We start from the raw sequence: 4,830 nt of genomic DNA on the forward strand, positions 1-4,830 counted from the left end.
GGACGAGGACTTCGAGGGCGTGGTGATCGAGGAGCCGGAGATCTGGGGAATCGAGGCCATCACTCCGGACGCGATCACGCTGAGGGTGGCGCTCAAGACCGCCCCCATGGAGCAGTGGCGGGTCGCCCGGGTGCTGCGGGCGCGGATCAAGTCGCGCTTCGACCACGAGGGCATCCAGGCGCCGTACCCCACGTCGTACGTGATGAACCGGACGCCGGGCGACCCACAGGCAGCGGTGATGGCGGACAGGGACGAGTCGTGACCCAGAACGACGGCGCGACAGCCACGTTCTACGACGAGATCGGCGGCGAGGAGACGATCACCCGGATCGTCGCCGCCTTCTACCGGGGCGTGGCCGGTGACCCGTACCTGCGGGCGATCTATCCCGAAGAGGACCTCGGACCGGCCGAGGAGCGCTTCCGGCTGTTCTTGATCCAGTACTGGGGCGGGCCGACGACGTACTCGGAGCGGCGCGGTCACCCGCGGCTGCGGATGCGCCACGCGCCGTACCCGGTCACGCCGAAGGCCAAGGAGCACTGGCTGCGACACTTCCGCGCCGGGCTCGACGAGGTGGCGCTGCCGCCGGAGCAGGACGCGCAGTTCTGGGACTACATCACCCACGCCGCCCAGTTCATGGTGAACAGCTTCGACGAGACCTGACCGGGCGACACGACTTCCCAGTGGTTGAGGAGCGACAGCCTTGACGCCCCGGTGGTTGAGGAGCGAGCGTCACGAAACCCCAGGCACCATGCCTACGGCCCCAGGCACCGTCACCAGCCCTCGTGACGCGTCACTCAGCCGACGCTCCCCGACCGCCGGTAGAGGCCCCGGTGGTTGAGGAGCGAGCGCCAGCGAGCGTCACGAAACCCAGGCACCATGCCTACGGCCACACGCACCCTCACCAGGCCTCGTGACGCGTCACTCAGCCGACGCTCCTCGACCGCCAGTAAGGGGCCCCCCGGTGTGTCAGCGACGGTTGAAAACTGACCCCGGAGCGTCGGCCGAAAATTGACCCCCTTCGACCGGACTGTCGACTCAATCGAGTCGATGGGAGCGAAGGAGTGTTGTCTGTGGAGGACTGGGCTGAGATCCGCCGGCTGCGTCGGGCCGAGCGGTTGCCGATCAAGACCATCGCTAGGACGTTGGGGGTCTCGCGGAACACGGTGCGTGCCGCGATCGCCTCGGACGCGCCGCCGAAGTACCAACGGAAGCCGTCGGGGTCGGCGGTGGACGCGTTCGAGGACGCGATCCGTGAGCAGCTGGCGTTGGTGCCGACGATGCCGGCCACGGTGATCGCCGAGCGGGTCGGTTGGACTCGTGGGATCACGGTGTTCAAGGAGCGGGTGGCTGAGCTGCGTCCGGCCTATGTGCCGCCGGACCCGGCGTCGCGGACGACCTACGTGGCAGGTGAGATCGGCCAGAACGATCTGTGGTTCCCACCGATCCAGCTGCCGGTCGGGTTCGGACAGGTACGTCAGCCAGCCCAGCTGCCGGTGCTGACCATGGTGACCGGCTACTCCAGATGGCTCTCCGCGCGGCTGATCCCGACCCGTCGGGCCGAGGACCTGTTCGACGGCTGGTGGCGGCTGATCGACGCGTTGGGGGCGGTGCCGCGGACCCTGGTGTGGGACGGCGAAGGGGCGATCGGCCGCAACCGTGGCGGCCGGATCGAGCTCACCGGCGACTGTCAGGGGTTCCGCGGCGTGCTGGGCACCAAGGTGATCGTGCTCAGGCCACGAGAGCCCGAGCACAAGGGCATCATCGAACGCGCCCACGACTACCTGGAGCGCTCGTTCCTGCCCGGTCGAGTCTTTGAGGGCCCGGCGGACTTCAACACCCAGCTGCAGGCCTGGCTGGCCACGGTCAACACCCGCCGGCGGCGGGCGTTGGGATGTGCGCCGACCGACCGGATCGGTGCCGACCTGGCCGCGATGCTGCCGCTGCCGCCACTCGCTCCGACCACTGGTTGGCGGGCCTCGACCCGGTTGGCCCGCGACCACTACGTCCGGCTGGACTCCAACGACTACTCGGTCCACCCCGGCGTGATCGGCCGCCGGATCGAGGTGATCGCTGACCTGGACCGGGTCAAGGTGTTGTGTGAGGGCAAGACCGTGGCCGACCACGAGCGGGTCTGGGCCTGGCACCAGACCATCACCGACCCCGACCACCTCGACGCCGCCAAGGTCCTGCACCAGGTCAGGGGCCGCACCAGGGCCGGGACGTTGCGTCCGGTCCGCAACGCCCAAGCCGAGGTAGAGCTGCGCGCACTGTCCGACTACGACACCGCCCTGGGCATCGATCTGGGCGCGGGTAGCGAGGGTGGGTGTGCGTCATGACCGTGAAGAGCACCCAGCCCCGCAAACGGTCGGTGCCGTCGGCGGCCGGTAGGGATCTGACCGGCGAGGTCAGCTTCTTGACCCGAGCGTTGAAGGCACCGACCCTGCGCGAGGCGGTGCCGCGGCTGGCCGAACGGGCCCGGGCCGAGTCCTGGACCCATGAGGAGTTCCTGGTCGCATGCCTGCAACGCGAGGTCGCGGCCCGGGAGTCCCACGGCGGGGAGGGCCGGATCCGGGCCGCCCGGTTCCCTGCCAGGAAGTCTCTGGAGGAGTTCGACTTCGACCACGCCCGCGGACTCAAACGTGACCTGATCGCCCACCTGGGCACGCTCGACTTCGTCGTCGGTCGGGAGAACGTGGTCTTCCTCGGCCCGCCCGGCACCGGCAAGACCCACCTGGCCACCGGCCTGGCCATCCGCGCCTGCCAAGCCGGCCACCGGGTCCAGTTCGCCACTGCGTCCCAATGGGTCGCCCGCCTCGCCGATGCCCACCACGCCGGCCGGCTCCAAGACGAGCTGGTCCGACTCGGCCGCTACCCGCTCCTGGTCGTCGACGAGGTCGGCTACATCCCCTTCGAACCCGAAGCCGCGAACCTGTTCTTCCAACTCGTGTCTAGTCGCTACGAGCGGGCCTCGCTGATCGTCACCAGCAACAAGCCCTTCGGCCGCTGGGGCGAGGTCTTCGGCGATGACGTGGTCGCCGCCGCGATGATCGACAGGCTCGTCCACCACGCCGAAGTCGTCGCCCTCAAGGGCGACTCCTACCGGCTCAAAGACCGCGACCTCGGCCGAGTGCCGGCGTCGTCAACCGAGGAACCATGACCAACCAGGGGGTCAATTTTCAACCGGCGAAAGGGGGTCAATTTTCGACCGGCGTTGACAGCATCCTCACTGCCTGCACCAACATCCTTCCCCCGAACTTGTGTGCGTATCGAAGCGACCTGACCCCAATCCCGGTTGCTCAACATCGCCGCCCGCAAACCCGCCCAGGTGCGGGCACTTCCGACCTGGCTGTAGTGACTGACACAGTCACCGTCGCCGCCACCCTCAGCGCTGCTTCCGCATGCGCCGAGACCGATGCCTGCCACGACGCAAAGACATAGCCGCACACACGCCTGCATGGCCATGAGACGAAGTCTCCCGCTTTGTGGTTCCAGAGAACTGGCGCATCACGAGGATGCGTCCATGACCGAGACGGGCGAAGTGACCATCACCCTGACCAGCCTGACATCCGATGAGGCGCTCGTGCTCGTCGCTCGACGCCGCCTACGACTGGCTCGAGCGCATGGAGCGGGCCGCCAGGCCCGGCCTGGACACCGGCCAGACGCTCTCCGCGTACGTCTCGCTGATCGGCGATCGCTGGGCGCCTGGCATGGACCCCACGTCGACCTACGACCCTTATGCCGCCGGTCTCAGGCGCCGGGTCCTGCCGTGCTCGGGCACCTCCCGGTCGCCATGATCTGTGCCGGTCTCATCGATCGGGCGATCGATGCCTGGGAGCAGGAGCGCAGCCGGTCGACGATCAAGAACTCCGTCGCTGCCCTGGCCCTGGTACTCGACGAAGCCGTCCGGGACGGGCTCATCGCCGCAACCCGGCTCGTGATCGGGCACGCAGGCGGACCGTGGGCCGCTCCCCCGTCGTCGCCGAACGGGCTAGCCCGCGGGACCTGGCCCTGCCCGACGTCGCCACCCTCGAGCGCCTGGTAGCGCGCGTGATCGAGGCCGGGTGGCCATGCGTCGTACGGCGACGTCGTGACGATTCTGGCCACGACAGCACTTCGAATCAGCGAGGTGTCGGGACTCCGCGTCGGCGACGTCGACCTCGAGCGTGGAGTGCTCCAGGTCAACGGTCAGACCTAACCGGGCCGCGGCGGACTTGTCACGAGGACCACCAAGGGCCGTCGTCGCCGGACGGTGCCCGTCATCGGGCCGCTCAGGCCGACCCTGGCGCGGCTCACGGTCGGCCGTGACGCCGACCGTCTGGTCACGGGTCCTCGGGGTGGCGTGATCACCACCACGCCCCTGCGCGACGCAACGAAGTCGGACAGCCTGGTTGCCGAGCTCGGGCTCGGCGGACTCGTGCGGCACGGGCTGCGGCACACGGCATTGACGTGGATGGCGGATGCCGGCGTCGAACTGCACCTGCTGCAGCGGCTCTCCCGCGACCAGGACCCGGCCGCGACGAGCCACTATTTGCACCCCGACACTCGCGCTGTCCTCGAGGCCGGCGCGGCGTTCTCGCGCTGGTGGTCCGCAGAAGCCCGCCCTCGGTGTTGTCGAAGGCGGGCGGCCCCGGAGCATGAAATCAGGTCCTGACCTGCGAGAACAGGATCAGAGCCGGTCGGTCGGGCTGACAGTGTCCGAGTTCACGACATGGTTGACGCCTGTCCCGCGACATCGTTGACACCTCACGCGGAGGTGGACCATGTCGCTGGCCGAGCTGGTGGTTTTGTCGGTGAAGGTCGAGGGACGCTCCAAGAGCGAGGTGGCCCGCG

Annotated in this window: 4 protein-coding genes and 2 pseudogenes; all 6 read left to right on the forward strand. The window is 68.8% G+C overall.

The window, feature by feature from the left end; genetic code table 11:
* Positions 1-262: pseudogene (locus VFV89_RS10075) on the forward strand (hypothetical protein); the annotation flags it as partial.
* Complete coding sequence (locus tag VFV89_RS10080; RefSeq protein ID WP_329705800.1) at positions 259-660, forward strand: globin; 402 nt, start codon at positions 259-261, stop codon at positions 658-660. The pseudogene VFV89_RS10075 and the gene VFV89_RS10080, both read left to right, overlap by 4 nt.
* Positions 661-1,061: 401 nt before the next feature.
* A complete protein-coding gene (istA, locus tag VFV89_RS10085; protein ID WP_329705801.1) occupies positions 1,062-2,336 on the forward strand; it encodes an IS21 family transposase in 1,275 nt (424 codons plus the stop codon).
* Positions 2,333-3,157 (forward strand): IS21-like element helper ATPase IstB, encoded by an 825-nt coding sequence (istB, locus tag VFV89_RS10090; RefSeq protein ID WP_329705802.1) that lies wholly within the window; start codon positions 2,333-2,335, stop codon positions 3,155-3,157. The genes istA and istB overlap by 4 nt, the downstream gene beginning before the upstream one ends.
* A gap of 412 nt (positions 3,158-3,569) precedes the next feature.
* Positions 3,570-3,794, forward strand: a complete 225-nt coding sequence (locus VFV89_RS10095) for a hypothetical protein (RefSeq protein WP_329705803.1) — start codon at positions 3,570-3,572, stop codon at positions 3,792-3,794.
* Between the two features lie 437 nt (positions 3,795-4,231).
* Positions 4,232-4,651: pseudogene (locus tag VFV89_RS10100) on the forward strand (tyrosine-type recombinase/integrase); the annotation flags it as partial.
* Between the last annotated feature and the right edge of the window lie 179 nt (positions 4,652-4,830).

The sequence above is a fragment of the Nocardioides sp. genome, assembly GCF_036274455.1.
GTDB lineage: Bacteria > Actinomycetota > Actinomycetes > Propionibacteriales > Nocardioidaceae > Nocardioides.

Coding starts and splice junctions, on each gene's coding strand:
- istB (WP_329705802.1), top strand. CDS start 2,333: ATGACCGTGAAGAGCACCCAGCCCCGCAAACGGTCGGTGCCGTCGGCG.
- VFV89_RS10095 (WP_329705803.1), top strand. CDS start 3,570: ATGAGGCGCTCGTGCTCGTCGCTCGACGCCGCCTACGACTGGCTCGAG.